The organism is Streptomyces sp. ISL-12 (assembly GCF_018614415.1).
Lineage (GTDB): Bacteria > Actinomycetota > Actinomycetes > Streptomycetales > Streptomycetaceae > Streptomyces.
Window position 1 is genome coordinate 48753 of sequence record NZ_JAGGOO010000059.1, and the last position, 20388, is coordinate 69140.

Sequence of the window (20388 nt, forward strand, 5' to 3'; positions counted from 1 at the left end):
TTCGGCATCAGTCGTCGGGTCGCGGGGCAGCAGTGCTCCAGCGGTTCGACGACACGTAACTCGAGGCGAGAGGCCTTCGACGTGGCAGCACCGCAGAACTACCTCGCAGTCATCAAAGTCATCGGTGTCGGCGGCGGTGGTGTCAATGCCATCAACCGGATGATCGAGGTCGGTCTCAAGGGCGTCGAGTTCATCGCCATCAACACCGACGCGCAAGCCCTGTTGATGAGCGACGCCGACGTCAAGCTCGACGTCGGCCGTGAACTCACCCGCGGACTCGGCGCCGGAGCCAACCCGGCCGTCGGCCGCAAGGCCGCCGAGGACCACCGCGAGGAGATCGAGGAGGTCCTCAAGGGGGCCGACATGGTCTTCGTGACGGCCGGTGAGGGCGGCGGCACCGGCACCGGCGGCGCGCCCGTGGTGGCGAACATCGCCCGCTCGCTCGGCGCCCTCACCATCGGCGTGGTCACCCGCCCGTTCACCTTCGAGGGACGGCGCCGGGCCAACCAGGCCGAGGACGGCATCGCCGAACTGCGTGAAGAGGTCGACACCCTCATCGTCATCCCCAACGACCGGCTGCTGTCCATCTCGGACCGCCAGGTCTCCGTCCTGGACGCCTTCAAGTCGGCGGACCAGGTCCTGCTCTCCGGTGTGCAGGGCATCACCGACCTCATCACCACGCCCGGCCTGATCAACCTGGACTTCGCCGACGTCAAGTCGGTCATGTCCGAGGCCGGTTCCGCCCTGATGGGCATCGGCTCGGCCCGCGGCGACGACCGCGCGGTGGCCGCCGCCGAGATGGCGATCTCCTCGCCGCTCCTCGAAGCCTCCATCGACGGCGCCCGTGGCGTGCTGCTCTCCATCTCCGGCGGCTCCGACCTCGGCCTGTTCGAGATCAACGAGGCCGCCCAGCTGGTCAGCGAGGCCGCCCACCCCGAGGCCAACATCATCTTCGGCGCCGTCATCGACGACGCCCTCGGCGACGAGGTCCGGGTCACGGTCATCGCGGCCGGCTTCGACGGCGGCCAGCCGCCCGCCAAGCGGGACAACGTGCTCGGCTCGTCCTCCGCCAAGCGCGAGGAGCAGCCCCCCGCCCCGCCGGTCCGGCAGCCCGAGAGCCGCCCGTCCTTCGGCTCGCTCGGCAGCGTCAAGCCGAAGGAGGAGCCGGAGCCCGTCGCGCCGGAGCCGGTCAGCGACCTGCCGCCGGTCACCCCGCCGGTCCCGCCGTCCCGGACCTACTCGGACAGCGCGGCCGAGGAGCTGGACGTGCCGGACTTCTTGAAGTGATAGGACAGCGCGACACCGTGAGCGGCGCGCACTTCGCCTTCACCGACCGGTGGGGCGGGGTGAGCGCCGTTCCGTACGAGGAGCTCAACCTGGGCGGCGCGGTCGGAGACGACCCCGACGCCGTGCGGGCCAACCGGGAACGGGCGGCCGGGGCACTGGGCCTGGACGCGGACCGGGTGGTCTGGATGAACCAGGTGCACGGGGCGGACGTCGAGGTGGTCGACGCGCCCTGGGGCGCCCGGCCGGTGCCGGACACCGACGCGATCGTCACCGCCGAGCGGGGACTCGCTCTCGCCGTGCTCACCGCCGACTGCGTACCCGTCCTGCTCGCCGATCCCGTCGCGGGGATCGCCGCCGCCGCCCACGCCGGCCGGCCCGGCATGATCGCCGGCGTCGTCCCCGCCGCCGTACGCGCCATGACCCGACTCGGCGCCGACCCCGCCCGGATCGTCGCCCGCACCGGACCCTCGGTCTGCGGCCGGTGCTACGAGGTGCCCCAGACGATGCGCGCCGAAGTGGCCGCCGTCGAACCGGCGGCGCACGCCGTGACGAGCTGGGGCACTCCGGCGGTCGACGTCGCCGCCGGAGTGCGCGCGCAGCTCGAACGGCTCGGGGTGCGCGACCGGGCGCAGTCGCTGGTGTGCACGCTGGAGTCGAAGGACCACTTCTCGTACCGACGCGACCGCACCACCGGGCGGCTCGCGGGCTATGTCTGGCTGGACTGATGGGGCATGACGGAACGTAAGGACGAACTCGCCGCCAATCTGGCGAAGGTGGAGGAGCGCATCGCCGCCGCGTGCGCCGCCGCCGGCCGGGCCCGCGAGGAGGTGACCCTGATCGTGGTCACCAAGACCTATCCGGCGAGCGATGTGCGCGCCCTGGCGGAGCTGGGCGTGCGGCACGTCGCCGAGAACCGGGACCAGGACGCGGCACCCAAGGCCGCCGCGTGCGCGGATCTGCCGCTCACCTGGCACTTCGTAGGTCAGCTGCAGACCAACAAGGTACGATCCGTGGTCGGTTACGCCGGTCTCGTGCAGTCCGTCGACCGCTCACGGCTCGTCACCGCCCTGTCCAAGGAGGCGGTACGGGCCGGGCGCGAGCTCGGCTGTCTCGTCCAGGTCGCCTTCGACGCGGGGGCGGACGGGCGGGGCGAGCGGGGCGGCGTGGCACCCGACCAGGTCGGAGAACTGGCCGGCCTCGTGGCCTCGTCGCCGGGGCTCCGGCTCGACGGACTGATGACGGTGGCCCCGCTGACCGGGGAGTACGCCGGGCGCCAACAGGCCGCGTTCGAGCGCCTCATGGATGTGGCGACCGACCTGCGTCGCGCCCATCCGGCTGCGAACATGGTCTCGGCAGGGATGAGTGCGGACCTCGAACAGGCCGTGGCCGCCGGAGCGACACATGTGCGCGTCGGCACTGCGGTACTCGGTGTCCGCCCCAGGCTCGGGTAACGTCGCCAAGAAGTCGGACCACAGCAGAAAATATGGTCATTACCGCCGAAAGGCGGAAACAACGACCTCGTGGATCGCGGGCATTTGGCAGTCGTCAGCCGATCCACCACAGAGCGGAGGACTCAGAGCATGGCCGGCGCGATGCGCAAGATGGCGGTCTACCTCGGCCTCGTGGAGGACGATGGGTACGACGGCCGGGGTTTCGACCCCGACGACGACTTCGAACCCGAACTCGACCCGGAGCCCGAACGGGATCACCGGAGGCATGAACCGGCGCATCAGGGGCATGGTTCACATCAGCCACAAAGGGACGAAGAGGTGCGAGTCGTACAACCGCCCGCGCCTCGCGAGCCGGTGGCCCGGTCTGCTTCGCTACCCGCGGAATCCGGGCGACCCGCCCGGATCGCGCCCGTGGCATCCATCACACAAGAACGCGCGAGCCTGGAAAAGAGCGCACCGGTCATCATGCCCAAGGTCGTCTCCGAACGAGAGCCCTACCGGATCACCACGCTTCACCCACGGACCTACAACGAGGCCCGTACCATCGGGGAACACTTCCGTGAGGGCACTCCGGTGATCATGAATCTCACGGAGATGGACGACACGGACGCGAAGCGACTTGTCGACTTTGCGGCTGGTCTGGTGTTTGGTCTTCACGGCAGTATCGAGCGGGTGACGCAGAAGGTGTTCCTGCTGTCTCCTGCTAACGTCGATGTCACGGCGGAGGACAAGGCCCGCATCGCAGAGGGCGGGTTCTTCAACCAGAGCTGAGACGTAACACCGGTGAGTCGGGTCAGGGGAGAGGGAAGCAAGGGTCATGAGCGTGGTCCTGGATGTCGTCTACATCGCGCTGATGTGCTTCCTCATCGTGCTGATCTTCCGGTTGGTCATGGACTACGTCTTCCAGTTCGCCCGCTCGTGGCAACCCGGCAAGGCGATGGTGGTCGTACTGGAGGCCACCTACACTGTCACCGATCCACCGTTGAAGCTCCTGCGGCGGGTCATTCCGCCGCTGCGTCTCGGGGGCGTGGCGCTCGACCTGTCCTTCTTCGTACTGATGATCATCGTCTACATCCTGATCTCGATCGTGAGCCGGCTGTGAGCGATGAGAGAGATACGGGCTTGCCGAATGCCGACGACTACGTTGAGGTGAAGAGATGCCGTTGACCCCCGAGGACGTGCGGAACAAGCAGTTCACGACCGTCCGCCTCCGAGAAGGCTATGACGAGGACGAGGTCGATGCCTTCCTCGACGAGGTCGAAGCCGAACTGACCCGTCTGCTCCGCGAGAACGAGGACCTGCGCGCCAAGCTGGCCGCGGCCACGCGCGCGGCCGCGCAGAACCAGCAGAACATGCGCAAGCCCCCGGAGCAGCAGCAGGATCAGCAGCAGGGTGGCCACCCCCAGCAGGGCGGCATGCCCCAGCAGGGCGGCATGCCTCAGCAGGGTGGGATGCCCCAGCAGGGCGGGATGCCCCAGCAGGGCATGCGCGGTCCGGGTGCTCCGGTGCCCGCCGGCATATCGGGCCCGCCGCAGCAGCAGATGGGTGGCCCCATGGGTGGTCCGCCCCAGCTGCCGAGCGGCGCCCCGCAGCTGCCCGCCGGTCCCGGCGGTCAGGGCGGCCCGCAGGGTCCCGGTCCGATGGGCCAGGGTCCGGGGCCGATGGGCCAGGGCCCGGGTCCGATGCAGGGCCAGATGGGTCCCGGTCCGATGGGCGGCCCCATGGGCGGCCCGCAGGGTCCCGGCGGCCCCGGTGGTCCCGGCATGCCCGGTCAGGGCGGCCCTGGTGGCGACAGCGCCGCGCGCGTTCTGTCGCTGGCCCAGCAGACCGCCGACCAGGCGATCGCCGAGGCCCGGTCCGAGGCCAACAAGATCGTCGGCGAGGCGCGTTCGCGTGCCGAGGGTCTGGAGCGGGACGCCCGCGCCAAGGCCGACGCCCTGGAGCGGGACGCGCAGGAGAAGCACCGCGTCGCGATGGGCTCCCTGGAGTCCGCTCGCGCCACGCTGGAGCGCAAGGTCGAGGACCTGCGCGGCTTCGAGCGCGAGTACCGCACGCGGCTGAAGTCCTACCTGGAGTCGCAGCTGCGTCAGCTGGAGACCCAGGCCGACGACTCGCTGGCCCCGCCGCGGACGCCCGCCGCCGCCTCGCTGCCGCCGTCCCCGGCGCCGTCGATGGCTCCGGCCGGTGCGAGCGCGCCGTCCTACGGTGGCAACCAGTCCATGGGCAGCGGTCCGGGCGCCTCGTCCGGCCCGTCGTACGGCGGTCAGCAGCAGATGTCGCCGGCGATGACCCAGCCGATGGCGCCGGTGCGCCCGCAGGGGCCGTCGCCGATGGGGCAGGCGCCCTCGCCGATGCGCGGGTTCCTGATCGACGAGGACGACAACTGAGCAGTGCTGAACGGTAGTACGGCGTCGTAGTCGGCAGCGTTCAAGGCGGGTCCCGGGTTCTTGAGCCCGGGACCCGCCTTTTTGCGGTCCGTTCTCGGAGGCGGGCGCGGACCGTACGCGAGAGGCCCGGCTCCCCGTGGGGGAACCGGGCCTCTCGCGTGTTGCTTACGCCTTGCGGAGACGGAACGTCAGGGACAGGCCCTCGTCCCTGAAGGCGTCCCCGTACGTGCCGTCCGCCTCGCCCTCGGCGAAGTCGGTGGCCAGGACCTCGTCGGCGATCAGGGCCGAGTGCCCGGTCAGGGCGGCGACGACCGCCGGGTCCGTGGCCGTCCAGCGCAGGGCGATGCGGTCGGCGACGTCCAGGCCGCTGTTCTTGCGGGCCTCCTGGATCAGGCGGATCGCGTCCCGGGCGAGGCCCGCGCGGCGCAGCTCCTCGGTGATCTCCAGGTCGAGGGCGACCGTGGCACCGGAGTCGGAGGCGACCGACCAGCCCTCGCGCGGGGTCTCCGTGATGATCACCTCGTCGGGAGCGAGGGCGATCGTCTCACCGTCGACCTCCACCGAGGCCGTGCCCTCCCGCAGGGCGAGGGAGAGCGCCGCCGCGTCCGCGTTCGCCACGGCCTTGGCGACGTCCTGGACGCGCTTGCCGAACCGCTTGCCCAGGGCGCGGAAGTTGGCCTTGGCGGTGGTGTCGACCAGGCTGCCGCCGACCTCGGAGAGGGAGGCGAGGGACTCGACGTTCAGCTCCTCGGTGATCTGCGTGTGCAGTTCGGGGGAGAGCGCGTCGAAGCCCGCGGCCGCGATCAGCGCGCGCCGCAGCGGCTGGCGGGTCTTGACGCCGGACTCCGCGCGGGTGGCGCGGCCGAGTTCGACCAGGCGGCGCACCAGGACCATCTGCTGCGACAGCTCCGGGTCGATCGCCGACAGGTCGGCCTCGGGCCAGGAGGACAGGTGCACGGACTCCGGGGCGCCCGGGGTGACCGGCACGATCATGTCCTGCCAGACCCGTTCGGTGAGGAACGGCGTCAGCGGGGCCATCAGCTTGGTGACCGTCTCGACGACCTCGTGCAGGGTGCGCAGCGCCGCCTTGTCGCCCTGCCAGAAGCGGCGGCGGGAACGGCGTACGTACCAGTTGGACAGGTCGTCGACGAACGAGGACAGCAGCTTGCCGGCGCGCTGGGTGTCGTAACCCTCCAGGGCCTGCGTCACCTGGTCGGTGAGGGCGTGCAGTTCGGAGAGGAGCCAGCGGTCCAGGACGGGGCGGTCGGCGGGGGCCGGGTCGGCCTCGCTCGGCGCCCAGCCCGAGGTGCGGGCGTACAGGGCCTGGAAGGCGACCGTGTTCCAGTACGTGAGGAGCGTCTTGCGGACGACTTCCTGGATGGTGCCGTGGCCGACGCGGCGGGCCGCCCACGGGGAGCCGCCGGCCGCCATGAACCAGCGCACCGCGTCGGCGCCGTGCTGGTCCATCAGCGGGATCGGCTGCAGGATGTTGCCCAGGTGCTTGGACATCTTGCGGCCGTCCTCGGCGAGGATGTGGCCGAGGCAGACGACGTTCTCGTACGACGACTTGTCGAAGACGAGCGTGCCGACGGCCATCAGGGTGTAGAACCAGCCGCGGGTCTGGTCGATGGCCTCGGAGATGAACTGCGCCGGGTAGCGGGACTCGAACAGTTCCTTGTTCTTGTACGGGTAGCCCCACTGCGCGAACGGCATCGAGCCCGAGTCGTACCAGGCGTCGATGACCTCCGGCACGCGCGTGGCCGTCTTGCCGCAGCCGTCGTGGCGGCAGGCGAAGGTGACCTCGTCGATGTACGGGCGGTGGGGGTCGAGGCCCGACTGGTCGGTGCCGGTCAGCTCGGTCAGCTCGGCGCGGGAGCCGGCGACCGTGAGGTGGTCGTCCTCGCAGCGCCAGATGGGCAGCGGGGTGCCCCAGTAGCGGTTGCGGGAGAGCGCCCAGTCGATGTTGTTGTCCAGCCAGTCGCCGTACCGGCCGTTCTTGACGGTGTCCGGGAACCAGTTGGTCTTCTCGTTCTCCTGGAGGAGACGGTCCTTGATCGCCGTGGTGCGGATGTACCAGGACGGCTGGGCGTAGTAGAGCAGCGCGGTGTGGCAGCGCCAGCAGTGCGGGTAGCTGTGCTCGTACGGGATGTGCTTGAAGAGCAGGCCGCGGGTGTCGAGGTCCTCGGTGAGCTGTTCGTCGGCCTTCTTGAAGAAGACGCCGCCGACCAGGGGGAGGTCCTCCTCGAAGGTGCCGTCGGGGCGGACCGGGTTGACGATCGGCAGGCCGTAGGAGCGGCACACCTTGAGGTCGTCCTCACCGAAGGCGGGGGACTGGTGGACCAGGCCCGTGCCGTCCTCGGTGGTGACGTAGTCGGCGTTGACGACGTAGTGGGCCGGCTCGGGGAACGCGACCAGCTCGAACGGGCGCTGGTACGTCCAGCGCTCCATCTCGGCGCCGGTGAAGGTCTGGCCGGTGGTCTCCCAGCCCTCGCCGAGGGCCTTCTCCACGAGGGGGGCGGCGACGACGAGCTTCTCGTCACCGTTGGTGGCGACGACATAGGTGACCTCGGGGTGGGCCGCCACGGCCGTGTTGGAGACCAGCGTCCAGGGCGTGGTCGTCCAGATCAGCAGCGCGGCCTCGCCGGCCAGCGGGCCGGAGGTGAGAGGGAAGCGGACGTAGACCGAGGGGTCGACGACCGTCTCGTAGCCCTGGGCCAGCTCGTGGTCGGACAGGCCGGTGCCGCAGCGGGGGCACCAGGGGGCGACGCGGTGGTCCTGGACGAGGAGGCCCTTGTTGAAGATCTCCTTCAGGGACCACCAGACGGACTCGACGTACTCCGGGTCCATCGTGCGGTACGCGTCGTCGAGGTCGACCCAGTAGCCCATGCGGGTCGTCAGCTCGGTGAAGGCGTCCGTGTGGCGGGTCACCGACTCGCGGCACTTGGCGTTGAACTCCGCGATGCCGTACGCCTCGATGTCCGGCTTGCCGCTGAAGCCCAGCTCCTTCTCCACCGCCAGCTCCACGGGCAGGCCGTGGCAGTCCCAGCCGGCCTTGCGGGCCACGTGGTAGCCGCGCATGGTGCGGAAGCGGGGGAAGACGTCCTTGAAGACGCGGGCCTCGATGTGGTGGGCGCCCGGCATGCCGTTGGCGGTGGGGGGACCCTCGTAGAACACCCATTCGGGGCGGCCCGCGGACTGCTCCAGGCTCTTGGCGAAGATCTTCTGCTCGCGCCAGAAGTCGAGCACCGCGTGTTCGAGCGCGGGCAGGTCGACCTGGGCGGGTACCTGGCGGTACAGCGGCGGCGTATTCAACGCGTTTCCTCCGGCGGACGTGCTGCCTTCCGTCGGAGGGACGAGAGCTTTGCGCTCCCGCGGTACCACCCTCCTTGGCTCCCGGTGCGCCTTGTGCGCCGGTGAGCCCCCTCATTGGGGCGCGATGCCGGGTCTACTCGCCGCGTCCGGTCCGGTGCGGCTTTCTTCCGGCGGCTCCGGGGTGATCTTCGCGTCGGGCTCGCCCCCGGGCTCACACCGTCCCCGGGTCGCTCTGGGCTGCGTACGCCGCTACTCGTCCCCATCCACGCTTTTCGCTCCGCCCAGTGTACGGCGCCCGGCGGACAGCGGCCGACCGGTTTTCGGACCGGCATACCCGGCGGGGAGCTGGGCACAACGGATGCAGGTCGGTCGAGCGGGGCGGTGCGTCCCGTTGCCGCGGGACTCAAGTCGATTTATCGTCCCAGCACGGTTCGCGTGCAAGATCACAGTTTGTGAAGGGGCCGCGGCATGGTGGCGAAGAAGACCGCCGTACGGCACTCGGGGTCCGGCGGACCCGCCCGTGCCCCGGCCTCCGGCACCTCCGGCTCCGCCGGTGGGGTGGGGGAGGGGGCGGGCGGGAAGAAGAGCACGAGCACGCGGGGCGGCGGGGAGGCCGTGGCGAGGAGGACTGCGGCGGAGAAGGGTGCTGCGGGGAAGAGCGCGGCGGAGAAGACGGCGGCCAGAAAGGTCGCTGCGGAGAAGGCCGCGGTCAAGAAGACGGCGGTCAAGAAGACGGCGGTCAAGAAGACGGCGGCCAAGAAGACGGCGGCCAAGAAGGTCGCTGCGAAGAAGGGCGCTGTGAAGCAGACCGCGGCCAAGAAGGCCACGGGGAAGAAGGCCGCGGCAGCGCCGGGCGGCGTGGCGGGGAAGAGCACGGCCAAGAAGGCGGGCGCGGCCGAGGCCGCGGAGCAGACGGGAGCCACGACGGTGGTTGCGAAGAAGACCCCTGGCACGGCCACGGCGGCCAAGACTGCGGTACCCAAGGCGCGGGGCGGCGCGGTGGAACCCGGCGACCTCGCGGTACGCCCCGGTGAGGACCCGTGGACCCCCGAGGAGGTCGAGGAGGCGCGTGGGGAGCTGCAGTCCGAGGAGGCCCGGCTCCGGGCCGAGCTGGACTCCTCCGAGCGGGCGCTGCAGGGCCTGATGCGGGACTCGGGGGACGGCGCGGGGCACGACGAGGCGGACACCGGCACCAAGAACATCACGCGTGAGCACGAGCTGGCGCTGGCCGCCAACGCGCGCGAGATGCTCACCCAGACCGCGCACGCCCTGGAGCGGCTGGACGCGGGCACCTACGGACTGTGCGAGAACTGCGGCGAGCCGATCGGCAAGGCCCGGATGCAGGCGTTCCCGCGGGCCACCCTGTGCGTGGAGTGCAAACAGAAGCAGGAGCGCCGCTGAGGTGTGCCGTACTCTCTTCCTCAGTCAGGTACCTAGGTCGAGGGACTCACGTGGCAGAGGCGGAGCGCATCATCGGTACGCCGGACACCCCGGACGAGGCGGGGGACGGGCAGCAGGAGGCCGCCGGCGCCGAGCGGCCCCGGGGCAAGCGCCGGATCGCCGTGCTGTTCGCGGTGGCCGTGTTCGCGTACGCGCTGGACCTGGTCAGCAAGATGATCGTGGTGGCGAAGCTGGAGCACCACGAGCCGATCGAGATCGTCGGGGACTGGCTGCGGCTGGTGGCGATCCGCAACGCGGGGGCCGCCTTCGGCATCGGTGAGGCGTTCACCGTGATCTTCACGGTGATCGCGGCCACCGTGATCGTCGTGATCGCCCGGCTCGCCCGCAAGCTCTACAGCCTGCCGTGGGCGATCGCGCTGGGCCTGCTGCTCGGCGGGGCGCTCGGCAACCTCACCGACCGGATCTTCCGTTCGCCGGGTGTCTTCGAGGGCGCGGTGGTGGACTTCATCGCGCCCAAGCACTTCGCGGTCTTCAACCTCGCCGACTCGGCGATCGTGTGCGGCGGCATCCTGATCGTGCTGCTGTCCTTCCGGGGCCTGGACCCGGACGGAACCGTCCACAAGGACTGAGCACCTGCCGGTGAGGGAGTGTCGATACCGTCCGGCATACTCGACCGGGTGAGCACGCTTCCCGAGATCCGTACCCTGCCCGTGCCCGACGGCCTGGAGGGCGAGCGCGTCGACGCCGCCATCTCCCGGATGTTCGGCTTCTCCCGTACCAAGGCCGCCGAGCTGGCGGCGGCGGGGAAGGTGGCGGTCGACGGCTCGGTGGTCGGCAAGTCCGAGCGGGTGCGCGGCGGGGCCTGGCTGGAGGTCGAGATGCCGCAGGCGCCCGCGCCGGTCCAGGTGGTCGCCGAACCGGTCGAGGGCATGGAGATCGTCCACGACGACGAGGACGTGGTCGTCATCGTCAAGCCGGTCGGCGTGGCCGCCCACCCGTCGCCCGGCTGGACCGGGCCGACGGTCATCGGCGGGCTCGCCGCCGCCGGGTACCGGATCTCCACGTCCGGCGCCGCCGAGCGGCAGGGCATCGTGCACCGCCTCGACGTGGGCACCTCCGGGCTGATGGCGGTCGCCAAGTCGGAGCGCGCCTACACCTCGCTCAAGCGCCAGTTCAAGGAGCGCACGGTCGACAAGCGCTACCACACGCTGGTGCAGGGCCACCCCGACCCGACCAGCGGCACCATCGACGCGCCCATCGGCCGGCACCCGCAGCACGACTACAAGTGGGCGGTCACGGCCGAGGGCAAGCCTTCCGTGACGCACTACGACCTGATCGAGGCGTTCCGCGCGGCCTCCCTGCTCGACGTGAAGCTGGAGACCGGCCGCACCCACCAGATCCGCGTCCACATGGCCGCCCACCGCCACCCCTGCGTCGGTGACCTGACCTACGGCGCCGACCCGACCCTCGCCAAGCGGCTGCGCCTGACCAGGCAGTGGCTGCACGCCGTCCGGCTCGGCTTCGAGCACCCCGGCACCGGCGACTGGGTGGAGTACGCCAGCGACTACCCGGACGACCTCCAGCAGGCCCTGGACCGGGTCAGGGAGGAGACCTACGCATGAGCGGCGGTACACCGGTGTACGAGGTGCGCGTCGCCGAGGACCCCGCCGACCGCGAGGCGTGCTTCGCGGTGCGCAAGGAGGTCTTCGTGGCCGAGCAGGGCGTCGACGAGGAGATCGAGTACGACGCCTACGACGCCGTCGCCACGCACGTCCTGGCGGTCCGCGAGGACGGCGTGCCGCTCGGCACCGGGCGGCTGCTGACCGGGGACGCGGCGGCCGGGAAGACCGGCGGCGACGCGGGCGTGGGGTCGCTGGGGCGGCTCGCCGTGACCCGGGCGGCCCGGGGGCTGGGCGTCGGGGCCGCGCTGGTGCGGGCCATCGAGGACGCGGCACGCGCGCGCGGGCTCACGGCGGTGGACCTGCACGCGCAGACCCACGCCCTCGGCTTCTACGAGCGGCTCGGCTACACGGCGTACGGTCCGGAGTTCCCCGACGCGGGGATACCGCACCGCGCGATGCGACGCGTTCTGTGACCCGGGGTTCTCGGCGGGGCGACGGGGAAGGCGAGGTGGCAGGCTGGAAGCCTGCCGTGTGATCGCCGAGACCCCTCCGGAGCGCTGACCGTGGATCAGTTGGCCCTGTTGTTCGTGCTGTTGCTCGGGGCCCTGCTGAGCGTCCCGGTCGGCGACCGGTTCGGGCTGCCGGCGCCGGTGCTGATGACGGTGCTCGGCATCGTACTGGCGCTGCTCGACTTCGTGCCCAACGTCGACATCCCGCCCGACCTCATCCTGCCCGCCCTGCTGCCGCCGCTGCTGTACGCCGCCGTACGGCGTACCTCCTGGCGGCAGTTCGCGGCCAACAAACGGCCCATCTTCCTGCTGGCCGTCGCGCTGGTCTTCGTCACCATGACCTGCGTGGCCGCCGTGGCCCACGCGATCGTGCCGGGCCTCGGCCTCGCCGCCGCCTTCGCCCTCGGGGCGCTGGTGGCGCCGCCCGACCCGGTCGCCGCCACGGCCGTCGCCGGGCAGCTCGGACTGCCCCGCCGCCTGGTGTCGATCCTGGAGGGCGAGGGGCTCTTCAACGACGTCACGGCCATCGTGCTGTACAACGTCGCCATCGCCGCCGCCGTCGGCGGGACCTTCTCGCCGTGGTCGGCCGGGTTCGACCTGGTGCTGTCGGCCGTGGTCGCCGTCGCCGTCGGTCTGGCGCTCGGGTGGGCGGCCAACAAGGTCCTCGGCCTGCTGGGGGACGCGACCCTGCAGATCGGGCTGACGCTGCTGGTGCCGTACGCCTCCTACGTCCTCGCCGAGGAGCTGCACGGCTCCGGGGTGCTGGCCGTGCTCACCACCGCGATGTTCCTCGCCGAGTACGCCTCCGACGCCGACGACGTGCTGACCCGGCTGGCCGGGCACACCGTCTGGGACGTCGTCGACACCCTGGTCACCGGGGTCGCCTTCGGGCTGATCGGCCTGGAGCTGCACAACGCGGTGCGGACCGCGTCCGGGCACTGGGCCGAGCTGCTGGGCTGGGCCGGGGCCGTGGTGGGCGTGGTGATCCTGGTGCGGCTGCTGTGGCTGCTGCCGGCGACCTGGCTGACGAAACGGCTGCACGCCAAGCGGGACCGGGACGAGGACATCCCGATGAGCCTGCGGGAGACCGTCGTCATGTGGTGGGCGGGGATGCGCGGGGTGGCCTCGGTGGCGCTGGCCCTGGCGATCCCGCTGGAGACGGACGACGGGTCGCCCTTCCCGCACCGCGAGGAGATCGTCTTCATCGCGTTCGGGGTGATCCTGGTGACGCTGCTGGTGCAGGGGCTGACCCTGCCCTGGCTGGTCGGGCGGCTCAGGGTGACGGCCGACACCGAGCAGGAGAAGGAGTTCGAGCGCACCCTCGCCCGGCGCGCGGCCAAGGCGGCCCGGCAGCGGCTGCGGGAGATCGAGGCGGTCGAGGAACTGCCGGAGGAGCTGACCGAGCAGATGCTGCGGCGCGCCTTCGACATCGGCCTGCGGATCAGCCCGGAGATCGGCGACGAGGAGCGGCGCGAGGCGCACCAGCAGCGGGCGCGGCGGATCAAGCGGCTCCGCCGCATCCAGGGCGAGATGCTGAGCGCCGCCCGGCACGAGGTGCTGGCCGCGCGCAGCGAACCCGGCGCCGATCCGGAGATCGTCGACCGGGTGCTGCGGCATCTGGACGTACGCAGCCTGCGCTGACCGCCCGCGGGGCCGCCGGGTCAGTGCGGCTGGCCCCGGGTCGGCTGGTGCGGCAGGCGGCGTGCCGCGCCGTCGGGGGAGGACTTGCGCAGGGAGGTGCGGCCGGGCGGGAGGGCCGCGTCGGCCGTGTTGACGCGGGGCAGGGCGTAGGGGTGCTCGTCGGCCAGCCAGCGGATCATCTGCTCGCGCACCTCGACCCGTACCGTCCAGATGTCGTCCGCGTCCTTCGCCGTCACCAGCGCCCGTACCTCGATGGTGTTCGGAGTGGTGTCGGTGACGGTCAGGTTGTACGCGCGGCCGTCCCAGGCCGGGCACTGGCGCAGGATGTCGCGGAGCCGTTCGCGCATCGCGTCCACCGGCGCCGTGTGGTCCAGGTACCAGAAGACGGTGCCGGTCATCTGCGGGGTGCCGCGCGACCAGTTCTCGAACGGCTTGGACGTGAAGTACGACACCGGCATGGTGATCCGCCGCTCGTCCCAGGTGCGCACGGTCAGGAAGGTCAGCGTGATCTCCTCGACCGTGCCCCACTCGCCGTCCACCACCACCGTGTCGCCGATGCGCACCATGTCGCCGAACGCGATCTGGAACCCGGCGAACATGTTGCTGAGCGTGGACTGCGCGGCGATGCCGGCGACGATGCCGAGCACCCCGGCCGAGGCCAGCAGCGAGGCGCCGGCCGTGCGCATCTCCTTGAACGTCAGCAGCATCGACGACACGGCCACCACGCCGACCACCGCCGAGACCACCCGCATGATCAGCGACACCTGGGTGCGCACCCGGCGCACCCGGGCCGGGTCGCGTTGGGCGCGGGCCTGGGCGTACCTGGTGTACGACGTCTCCACGACCGCCGCGGCGATCCGCACCACCAGCCAGGCGGCCGAGCCGATCAGCACCAGCGTCAGTATGTGGCCGATCAGGCCCCGGTGCGCCGGGAAGACCCCGGCCTCGACGTACGACCCTCTCAGCAGCGCCGCGCAGAGCAGCAGCTGGTAGGGGATGCGGGCGCGGCGCAGCAGTCCCCACAGGGGCGTCTCGTGATGCCGCTCGTCGGCCTTGCGCAGCAGCAGGTCGGTGGCCCAGCCGATGACCAGCGTGAGCACCAGCGAGCCGCCGACCACGATCAGGGGGCGGAGTATGTTCTCCATCCCAGGAACGTAACCGGCACCGGCGGACCTGAACATGCGGCCTCGGACCGGAATGTGTGACATAGGTGACCTGAGGGGCATCCCGGGCGGCTCCCGGCGGGAGCGCGGACCCGCGTTGTCGGACCCGGCTGGCACGATGGCCTCATGAACATCGTGCTCTTTCACTCGACCTTCGGCCTGCGGCCCGCGGTGCGCCAGGCCGCCGACCGGCTGCGTGACGCCGGTCACCAGGTGTGGACGCCCGACCTCTTCGAGGGACGGACGTTCGACACGGTGGAGGAGGGGATGGAGCACAACGAGAGCATCGGGCGGGAGGAACTGCTGAAGCGGGCCGTGCTGGCCGCCGCCCCGTACTCGGAGCGGGGCCTGGTGTACGCCGGGTTCTCGCTCGGCGCCTCCGTCGCGCAGACCCTCGCCCTCGGCGACCACCGGGCCCGCGGACTGCTGCTCCTGCACGGCACCTCGGACATCGCCCCCAACGCCTCGGTGGACGACCTGCCGGTGCAGCTGCACGTGGCCGAGCCCGACCCGTTCGAGACCGACGACTGGCTCAGCGCCTGGTACCTCCAGATGGGCCGGGCCGGCGCCGACGTGGAGGTGTACCGGTACGCCGGGGCCGGCCACCTCTACACCGACCCCGGCCTGCCCGACTACGACGCCGAGGCCGCCGAGGCCACCTGGCGGACGGCGCTCGGCTTCCTCGACTCGCTCCAGCAGGAGGCTCAGACCGGGTCGTAGACGCGCTCGACCCGCTGGGTGCCGCTGCGGGTGCGGTACGAGCGCGCCCAGGCGGACGTGGCGTCCGGGTCGGTGCGGTCGGACAGCACGTAGTAGTCCATCTGCGTCCGCTCGGCGGTGACGTCCAGGACGCCGTAGCCGTGCCGGTCGGTGTCGACCCAGTGGACGTGCCGGTTGGCGGCCCGGATCAGCGGCGCGGCGAGCGCGGACACCGTGCCCTCGGGGACGTCGACGAGGTCGTCGAGGTTGTCGGAGGTCACCGAGGTGACGACGAACTCGGTGGCGGCCGAGGCGGACAGCGGGTACGTCCCGGCGTTGACCGGCACGTCGTTGGCCCAGGCCATGTGGATGTCGCCGGTCAGGAAGACGGTGTTGCGGATGGCGCCCGCCCGCAGGTGGGCCAGGAGTTCACGGCGGTCGTCGGTGTAGCCGTCCCACTGGTCGGTGTTGAGGGCGAGGCCCTCCTTCGGCAGGCCCAGCAGTTCCGCCAGCGGCTTCAGCAGCTCGGCGGAGAGCGCGCCGACGGCGAACGGCGAGATCATCACCGAGTTGCCGACCAGCCGCCAGGTGGCGTCGGAGGCGGTCAGCCCGGCCTTGAGCCAGTCGAGCTGGGCGCGGCCGGTGAGCGTGCGCTCCGGGTCGTCGACGTCGCCGCTCCCGGCCAAGACCTGCTGGGAGCGGTAGGTGCGCAGGTCCAGCAGCGACAGATCGGCGAGCTTGCCGAAGCGCAGCCGGCGGTAGGTGGTGCCGGCCAGCGCCGGACGGACCGGCATCCACTCGAAGTACGCCTGCTTGGCGGCGGCCTGCCGCGCAGCCCAGGCGCCCTCCGTGGCCTCGGTGTGGTTCTCCGCGCCGCCGGACCAGGCGTCGTTGGCGATCTCGTGGTCGTCCCAGATCGCGACGACGGGCGCCGCCGCGTGCAGCGCCTGGAGGTCGGGGTCGGTCTTGTGCAGGGCGTGCCGGACGCGGTAGTCGGCGAGGGTGAGGATCTCGTGCGCGGGCGCGGTGGGGCGGACGACGGTGCCGCGCGTGCCGTACTCGCCGGTGCCGTACTCGTAGATGTAGTCGCCCAGGTGGAGCCAGGCGTCGAGGTCGCCGCGGGCCGCGAGGTGGCGGTAGGCAGAGAAGTGGCCGGCCTCCCAGTTGGAGCAGGAGACCACGCCGAACCGCAGGCCGGTGACGGCCGCGTCGGCGGCGGGCGCGGTACGGGTGCGGCCGACCGGGGAGTCGGTGCCGCCGGCGGAGAAGCGGAACCAGTAGTCGGTGGCGGGGGACAGACCCCGGACGTCGGCCTTGACGGTGTGGTCGGAGGCGGCGCGGGCGGTGACGGTGCCCTTGGCGACGACGTCCGTCAGCGCCCGGTCGGTGGCGACGGTCCAGCTCACCGGGGTGTCCGGGCCGGTCCCGGAGCCGGGTATCGCCTCGGGCACCGGGGTCACCCGGGTCCACAGCAGGATGCCGTCGGGTGGGGGTCCCCCCGCGCCTTCAAGGCAGTGGGGGAGGGTCGCCGGAGGCCACGCCGTGCAGGAAGGCGGGGGCGGCGTCGGCGGCACCGGCGGGCAGGGCGGCGGCGAGCGGGGCGGCCAGGACGGCGCCGCCGGCCGCGGCCTTGACGACCGTACGGCGGCTGGGAGCGTTCTGGGGAGATCTGAATCGGCTGGTCACGGCCGGTCAGGCTACTGGCCGGTAAGCCGGGGGAGCGGGTGAACCGGTGAGAGTTCACCCGCTCTTCGGCATCACTTCAAGGCGTCACTTCAGAGCGTCACTTCACGGCGTCACTTCAGGGCGGCGCCGACCACCTCGGTGAACTCCGCGGCGGTCATCGGCGCGTTGCCGCTGGACGTCTGGAGCTGCTTGCCGTCCATGACGAGGCTCGGGGTGCCGGTGACGCCGTCCTTGTTCTTGTTGAAGGCGTCGGACATGGCCAGCGCCCAGGCGTCGTAGGTGCCCTTCTTCACGGCGTTCTCGAACTTGGCGTTGTCCTTCAGCGCCGGGACGGTGTCGGCGATCTCGATCAGGTAGTCGTCGTCCTTGAACTTGTCGTCGCTCTCCTCGGGGTGCCACTTGGCCGAGTAGAGCGCCGACTTGTACTTCAGGAACGCCTCCGGGCTCACGTTCAGCGCGGCGCCCAGGGCGCTCATGGCGTTCTTGGAACCCTCGCCGTGCGAGCCGACCGAGAACTCGCCGTCCTTCTCGGTGTCGCCGTCGAGGAAGGTGCCGCCGACGAACTGGACCTTGTACTTGCCGTCCTCGACGTCCTTCTCCAGGGTCGAGCCGGCCGCCTGCTCGAACGCGGCGCAGATCGGGCAGCGCGGGTCCTCGTAGACCTTCAGGGTCTTCTTGGCGCTGTCCTCGCCGATGACCACGGTGGTGCCGTTCTCGCCCGTGGTGTTGGCCGGGGCGACGATCTTCGTCTCGTCGGCCACCGTCTCCCAGTGGGTGGGCTTGTTGGCCTGGACGACGGCGTAGCCGATGCCGCCGGCTATCGCCAGGACGCCGACGATGGAACAGGCGACGATGATCTGCCGCTTGGCCTTGTCGCGCTTGGCCTGGCGCTCGCGCTCCTGGCGCAGCCGCTCACGGGCCGCCATCTTCTGCTGCTGGCTGTTTCGCTTGCTCATGGTGTCGTGACTCCGTGGGGAGGCGCACACGCGGGTGCGCGGGGGTGGTGTGGGGGACTGCCGGTGCTCGGTGTCGGGTGTTCACCCGAAGGCGAGCGAGCACGGCGGTCCGCGCCGCCCCAGGGAGTGGGCGAGGACGCTGTCGCGGGCGGTGGCGGTGCGGCGGACCGGTCGCGCCGGGCGGCGCGGGGCCGGGACCGGGCGTACGGTGACCGCCGCGGCGGCCAGCAGCAGCGGCCGGAACGTGGTCGCGGCGGCCGCCCGCAGCAGCTGGGCCAGCGCGCTCTCGCCGTGCCGCAGCCAGGCGGCGGCGAGCAGGCCGACGCCGATGTGCGCGGCCAGCAGCAGCCAGGAGGTGCCGGGCGTCGAGTCGGCGAGCAGGGCCGCGAGCCGGTCGGTGCCGGCGCCGGTGACCTGGGTCAGCGGGTTGGTGACGTCGGCGTGGACGCCGGTGCCGTCACCGCACAGCACGTCGAAGCCGACCGAGCGCAGCGGACCGGCGACCGGGCCGCCCGCGGGGCCGTAGCAGACGTGCTGGCCGGTGGTGAAGACCGTGTCGGCGGCCAGCTCCAGCGGGATCAGCAGGGCGGCGATCCCGCCGTAGGAGCGCTCGCGGCCCGCCATGGCGTACGCGACGAGGAACACACCGGCCGCGACCAGGGCCACCGTGGGCAGCGGCAGCGGGACCCCGGACAGCAGCACGTGCGACGCGGTGCTGAGGGTCACGGCGAGTGCCGTGAACAGCGCCGCGCGGACGGCTCTGAGCGGGGTTCCGGATATGTCCATGGCGTAGAGAGTGTGACACGGGCTCCGGTAAAGGAACCCTAAAGGGCGGCTGTGAGGTGACCCGGGGTCACAGACCCGGGATCCGGCCGTTGCGGAACAGGTCGACGAAGATCTGATGGTCGGCACGCGCGCGTGCCCCGTAGCCGTGCGCGAAGTCCACCAGCAGGGGCGCGAAGCCGTCCTCGTCGGCCGCGATCGCCGCGTGGATGGCCCGCTCGGTGGAGAACGGCACCAGGGACTCGCCGGACTGGTCGTCCGCCGCCGCGTGCATCGCGGCCGTGGCCCGGCCGAGGTCGGCGACCACCTCGGCGATCTCCTCCGGGTCGTCGATGTCGCTCCAGTCCAGGTCGACGGCGTACGGCGAGATCTCGGCGACCAGCTGTCCCGCGCCGTCCAGCTCGGTCCAGCCCAGCCACGGGTCGGCGTGCGCCTGCAGGGCGCGCTGGGAGATCACCGTGCGGTGGCCCTCGTGCTGGAAGTAGTCGCGGATCACCGGGTCGGTGATGTGCCGGGAGACGGCCGGGGTCTGGGCCTGCTTGATGTAGATGACGACGTCGTTCTCCAGGGCGTCGCTGTTGCCCTCCAGGAGGATGTTGTACGACGGCAGCCCGGCCGAGCCGATGCCGATGCCCCGGCGGCCCACCACGTCCTTGACCCGGTAGGAGTCCGGGCGGGTCAGCGAGGACTCCGGGAGCGTCTCCAGGTAGCCGTCGAAGGCGGCCAGCACCTTGTAGCGGGTGGCCGCGTCCAGCTCGACGCTGCCGCCGCCGGGCGCGAAACGGCGCTCGAAGTCACGGATCTCCGTCATGGAGTCCAGCAGCCCGAACCGGGTCAGCGACCGGGCGTCGCGCAGCGCGTCGAGCAGCGGCCCCTGGGCGGTGTCCAGGGTGAACGGCGGCACCTCGTCGCTCTTGGCGCCGGTGGCCAGCGCGCGGATGCGCTCGCGGTACGCGCCCGCGTACACCGTCACCAGCTCGGTGATCTGCTCGTCACTGAGCGCCTTGGCGTACCCGATCAGCGCGATCGACGCCGCGAAGCGCTTGAGGTCCCAGGTGAAGGGGCCGACGTAGGCCTCGTCGAAGTCGTTGACGTTGAAGATCAGCCGGCCGGTGGAGTCCATGTACGTGCCGAAGTTCTCCGCGTGCAGGTCGCCGTGGATCCACACGCGGGAGGTCCGCTCGTCCAGGTACGGACCCCGGTCGCCGCCCTCGTGGTCGGCGGCGTCCAGGTCGCGGTAGAACAGGCAGGCGGTGCCCCGGTAGAACGCGAAGGCCGAGGCCGCCATCTTCCGGAACTTCACCCGGAAGGCCGCCGGGTCGGCGGCCAGGAGGTCGCCGAAGGCGGTGTCGAAGACGGCGAGGATCTCCTCGTCGCGGTGCTCGTCGCTGAGCTGCGGGACCGACATCGCGGGGTGCCTCCTGGTGCTGACGGTGCGTACATGCGCGTGGCGACCGGAACGGATCGTCCGACCGGACCAACGTCCGACGG

The 20388-nt window shown here is 71.5% G+C and carries 17 protein-coding genes and 1 pseudogene; 12 read left to right on the plus strand and 6 right to left on the minus strand.

The features are described from left to right. Positions 1–81: 81 nt before the first annotated feature. The 6 genes from ftsZ (at position 82) to divIVA (ending at position 5125) form a co-directional block, all read left to right on the plus strand. On the plus strand, positions 82–1287 hold the full coding sequence (ftsZ, locus tag J7I94_RS16550) for a cell division protein FtsZ (protein WP_215167873.1): 1206 nt from the start codon (positions 82–84) through the stop codon (positions 1285–1287). After that, entirely contained in the window at positions 1284–2012 is a 729-nt protein-coding gene (gene pgeF, locus J7I94_RS16555) for a peptidoglycan editing factor PgeF (protein WP_215167874.1), read from the plus strand. Before ftsZ ends, pgeF begins: the two co-directional genes overlap by 4 nt. 6 nt (positions 2013–2018) lie before the next feature. Next, positions 2019–2738, plus strand: a complete 720-nt coding sequence (locus J7I94_RS16560) for a YggS family pyridoxal phosphate-dependent enzyme (RefSeq protein WP_215167875.1) — start codon at positions 2019–2021, stop codon at positions 2736–2738. Positions 2739–2867: 129 nt separating this feature from the next. Further along, a complete protein-coding gene (locus J7I94_RS16565; RefSeq protein WP_215167876.1) occupies positions 2868–3509 on the plus strand; it encodes a cell division protein SepF in 642 nt (213 codons plus the stop codon). Positions 3510–3555: 46 nt separating this feature from the next. Then, positions 3556–3840 carry a YggT family protein gene (locus J7I94_RS16570; protein WP_030248691.1) on the plus strand — a complete coding sequence of 95 codons (285 nt, stop codon included), beginning with the start codon at positions 3556–3558 and terminating at the stop codon, positions 3838–3840. Positions 3841–3895: 55 nt separating this feature from the next. Next, on the plus strand, positions 3896–5125 hold the full coding sequence (gene divIVA, locus J7I94_RS16575; RefSeq protein WP_215167877.1) for an apical growth/hyphal branching protein DivIVA: 1230 nt from the start codon (positions 3896–3898) through the stop codon (positions 5123–5125). A gap of 165 nt (positions 5126–5290) precedes the next feature. Here the strand turns inward: divIVA and ileS are convergent, their stop codons facing one another. Next, positions 5291–8437 (minus strand): isoleucine--tRNA ligase, encoded by a 3147-nt coding sequence (gene ileS / locus J7I94_RS16580; protein WP_215167878.1) that lies wholly within the window; start codon positions 8435–8437, stop codon positions 5291–5293. 468 nt (positions 8438–8905) lie between these two features. Here ileS and J7I94_RS16585 point away from each other — a divergent pair, with 468 nt between their 5' ends. The 5 genes from J7I94_RS16585 (at position 8906) to J7I94_RS16605 (ending at position 13610) form a co-directional block, all read left to right on the plus strand. Then, a complete protein-coding gene (locus J7I94_RS16585; RefSeq protein ID WP_215167879.1) occupies positions 8906–9838 on the plus strand; it encodes a TraR/DksA family transcriptional regulator in 933 nt (310 codons plus the stop codon). A 50-nt stretch (positions 9839–9888) separates the two neighbouring features. Continuing rightward, on the plus strand, positions 9889–10467 hold the full coding sequence (lspA, locus tag J7I94_RS16590; RefSeq protein ID WP_215167880.1) for a signal peptidase II: 579 nt from the start codon (positions 9889–9891) through the stop codon (positions 10465–10467). A 48-nt stretch (positions 10468–10515) separates the two neighbouring features. Beyond that, positions 10516–11460, plus strand: a complete 945-nt coding sequence (locus J7I94_RS16595; protein ID WP_215167881.1) for an RluA family pseudouridine synthase — start codon at positions 10516–10518, stop codon at positions 11458–11460. Beyond that, a complete protein-coding gene (locus J7I94_RS16600) occupies positions 11457–11933 on the plus strand; it encodes a GNAT family N-acetyltransferase (protein ID WP_215167882.1) in 477 nt (158 codons plus the stop codon). The genes J7I94_RS16595 and J7I94_RS16600 overlap by 4 nt, the downstream gene beginning before the upstream one ends. 90 nt (positions 11934–12023) lie before the next feature. Continuing rightward, a complete protein-coding gene (locus J7I94_RS16605) occupies positions 12024–13610 on the plus strand; it encodes a Na+/H+ antiporter (RefSeq protein ID WP_215167883.1) in 1587 nt (528 codons plus the stop codon). Between the two features lie 20 nt (positions 13611–13630). On the opposite strand, the gene J7I94_RS16610 is transcribed toward J7I94_RS16605, so the two are convergent. Beyond that, the gene (locus J7I94_RS16610) at positions 13631–14755 is read right to left on the minus strand and encodes a mechanosensitive ion channel family protein (RefSeq protein WP_215167884.1); all 1125 of its coding nucleotides are present in this window, start codon (positions 14753–14755) and stop codon (positions 13631–13633) included. A gap of 144 nt (positions 14756–14899) precedes the next feature. On the opposite strand from J7I94_RS16610, the gene J7I94_RS16615 reads away from it, so the two are divergent. Then, positions 14900–15493, plus strand: a complete 594-nt coding sequence (locus J7I94_RS16615) for a dienelactone hydrolase family protein (protein ID WP_215167885.1) — start codon at positions 14900–14902, stop codon at positions 15491–15493. Here the strand turns inward: J7I94_RS16615 and J7I94_RS16620 are convergent. The 4 genes and pseudogenes from J7I94_RS16620 to J7I94_RS16635 form a co-directional block, all read right to left on the minus strand. Then, positions 15478–17158: pseudogene (locus tag J7I94_RS16620) on the minus strand (alkaline phosphatase). The gene J7I94_RS16615 and the pseudogene J7I94_RS16620 sit on opposite strands and share 16 nt — an antisense overlap. Before the next feature lie 110 nt (positions 17159–17268). Then, positions 17269–18114 carry a thioredoxin domain-containing protein gene (locus J7I94_RS16625; protein ID WP_215167886.1) on the minus strand — a complete coding sequence of 282 codons (846 nt, stop codon included), beginning with the start codon at positions 18112–18114 and terminating at the stop codon, positions 17269–17271. 81 nt (positions 18115–18195) lie between these two features. Then, positions 18196–18900, minus strand: a complete 705-nt coding sequence (locus tag J7I94_RS16630) for a hypothetical protein (protein WP_215167887.1) — start codon at positions 18898–18900, stop codon at positions 18196–18198. Between the two features lie 67 nt (positions 18901–18967). Beyond that, on the minus strand, positions 18968–20305 hold the full coding sequence (locus J7I94_RS16635; protein ID WP_215167888.1) for a DUF2252 domain-containing protein: 1338 nt from the start codon (positions 20303–20305) through the stop codon (positions 18968–18970). Positions 20306–20388 lie beyond the last annotated feature (83 nt).

Coding starts and splice junctions, on each gene's coding strand:
- J7I94_RS16560 (WP_215167875.1), top strand. CDS start 2,019: ATGACGGAACGTAAGGACGAACTCGCCGCCAATCTGGCGAAGGTGGAG.
- J7I94_RS16565 (WP_215167876.1), top strand. CDS start 2,868: ATGGCCGGCGCGATGCGCAAGATGGCGGTCTACCTCGGCCTCGTGGAG.
- J7I94_RS16570 (WP_030248691.1), top strand. CDS start 3,556: ATGAGCGTGGTCCTGGATGTCGTCTACATCGCGCTGATGTGCTTCCTC.
- divIVA (WP_215167877.1), top strand. CDS start 3,896: ATGCCGTTGACCCCCGAGGACGTGCGGAACAAGCAGTTCACGACCGTC.
- J7I94_RS16585 (WP_215167879.1), top strand. CDS start 8,906: ATGGTGGCGAAGAAGACCGCCGTACGGCACTCGGGGTCCGGCGGACCC.
- J7I94_RS16600 (WP_215167882.1), top strand. CDS start 11,457: ATGAGCGGCGGTACACCGGTGTACGAGGTGCGCGTCGCCGAGGACCCC.
- J7I94_RS16610 (WP_215167884.1), bottom strand. CDS start 14,755: ATGGAGAACATACTCCGCCCCCTGATCGTGGTCGGCGGCTCGCTGGTG.
- J7I94_RS16615 (WP_215167885.1), top strand. CDS start 14,900: ATGAACATCGTGCTCTTTCACTCGACCTTCGGCCTGCGGCCCGCGGTG.
- J7I94_RS16625 (WP_215167886.1), bottom strand. CDS start 18,114: ATGAGCAAGCGAAACAGCCAGCAGCAGAAGATGGCGGCCCGTGAGCGG.
- J7I94_RS16630 (WP_215167887.1), bottom strand. CDS start 18,900: ATGGACATATCCGGAACCCCGCTCAGAGCCGTCCGCGCGGCGCTGTTC.
- J7I94_RS16635 (WP_215167888.1), bottom strand. CDS start 20,305: ATGTCGGTCCCGCAGCTCAGCGACGAGCACCGCGACGAGGAGATCCTC.